The organism is Caballeronia glebae, from assembly GCF_001545035.1.
In the GTDB taxonomy this organism is placed as follows: Bacteria; Pseudomonadota; Gammaproteobacteria; order Burkholderiales; family Burkholderiaceae; genus Caballeronia; species Caballeronia glebae.
This window is the reverse complement of the sequence record NZ_FCOJ02000181.1, coordinates 1-846: the sequence shown is the minus strand read 5'-3', so window position 1 is coordinate 846 and position 846 is coordinate 1. Positions and strand designations below refer to the sequence as shown.

1 protein-coding gene is annotated in these 846 nt (G+C 63.5%); it reads right to left on the bottom strand.

Annotated elements, in window-relative coordinates:
* Positions 1-846 (bottom strand): ImcF-related family protein (locus tag AWB82_RS36700; protein ID WP_200818297.1); only part of this gene is annotated, 846 nt, incomplete at both ends.

Here is an 846-nt window from a genome sequence, read left to right as displayed (position 1 = left end):
TTGCGGCTGTGTTTGCTTCGACGGATCCTTCTCGTCTTTGCCCGCCCACTGTTGCGCCTTCGCGATCAGATTGTCGGAGAGCGATTGCGTCGAAGCGCCCGCGCTCGCCTGATAGACGATCGCGTTCATGAGCGCGACGATCGGTGAGCGCTGTGGGTCGCCTAGCAGGGTCAGTTGATCCACGGTGCCCGAGAGCGATGATGCGTTCTGCCACCGGATGCTGTTCAGGAACTGAGCCCAGGCACGAGCGTAGTCGTCGAAGTAGCGTTGGCGCAACTCGGCCTTGAGCGTCGAGGGTGCGGTGTTGTCGAGCTTCGCGTCGGACAGCACCCAGTCGCCCGTGACGGTGCGCTGTTCGCTCGCTTCGTCGATCGCTTTCGGAATGCGTTCGTCCCATGCGGCGCGCGTGAACACGCCGGGGACCGTGGCCGTGGTGTTGAAGAGCCCGCGGCTCGGATGGTCGCCCAAGAGCGTCGCCAGTGTGATGGGCGGGTACTTCGGCTTCGCCTCCTCGATGATCTGCTGGTAGATCGCATCGGTCGAGTTCTGGATGCCACGCACGCCGATGATGGTCTGTCGAGTGGCCGCGACGAGCGAAACGTCGGGGTTGATCGCCGCTGCTGCGTCACGCTTCAGATGGCTCGCGTAGAAAGCGATCGCATGCTGACGCACGTCTTCCCACGTGCCCGACGTGACCGACGCATGCAACGGACGCGCCGGCGCGTTGGTGTCTAGCAACTGCTTGGTCAGAAACGCAGCGTTGGCGTGCTCGGGGTGAGCCAGCATCAGATACGTCTTGAGCGTGTCGTAGGCCGCTTGCACCTGTGCATTGCCGCCGCTCGCGAT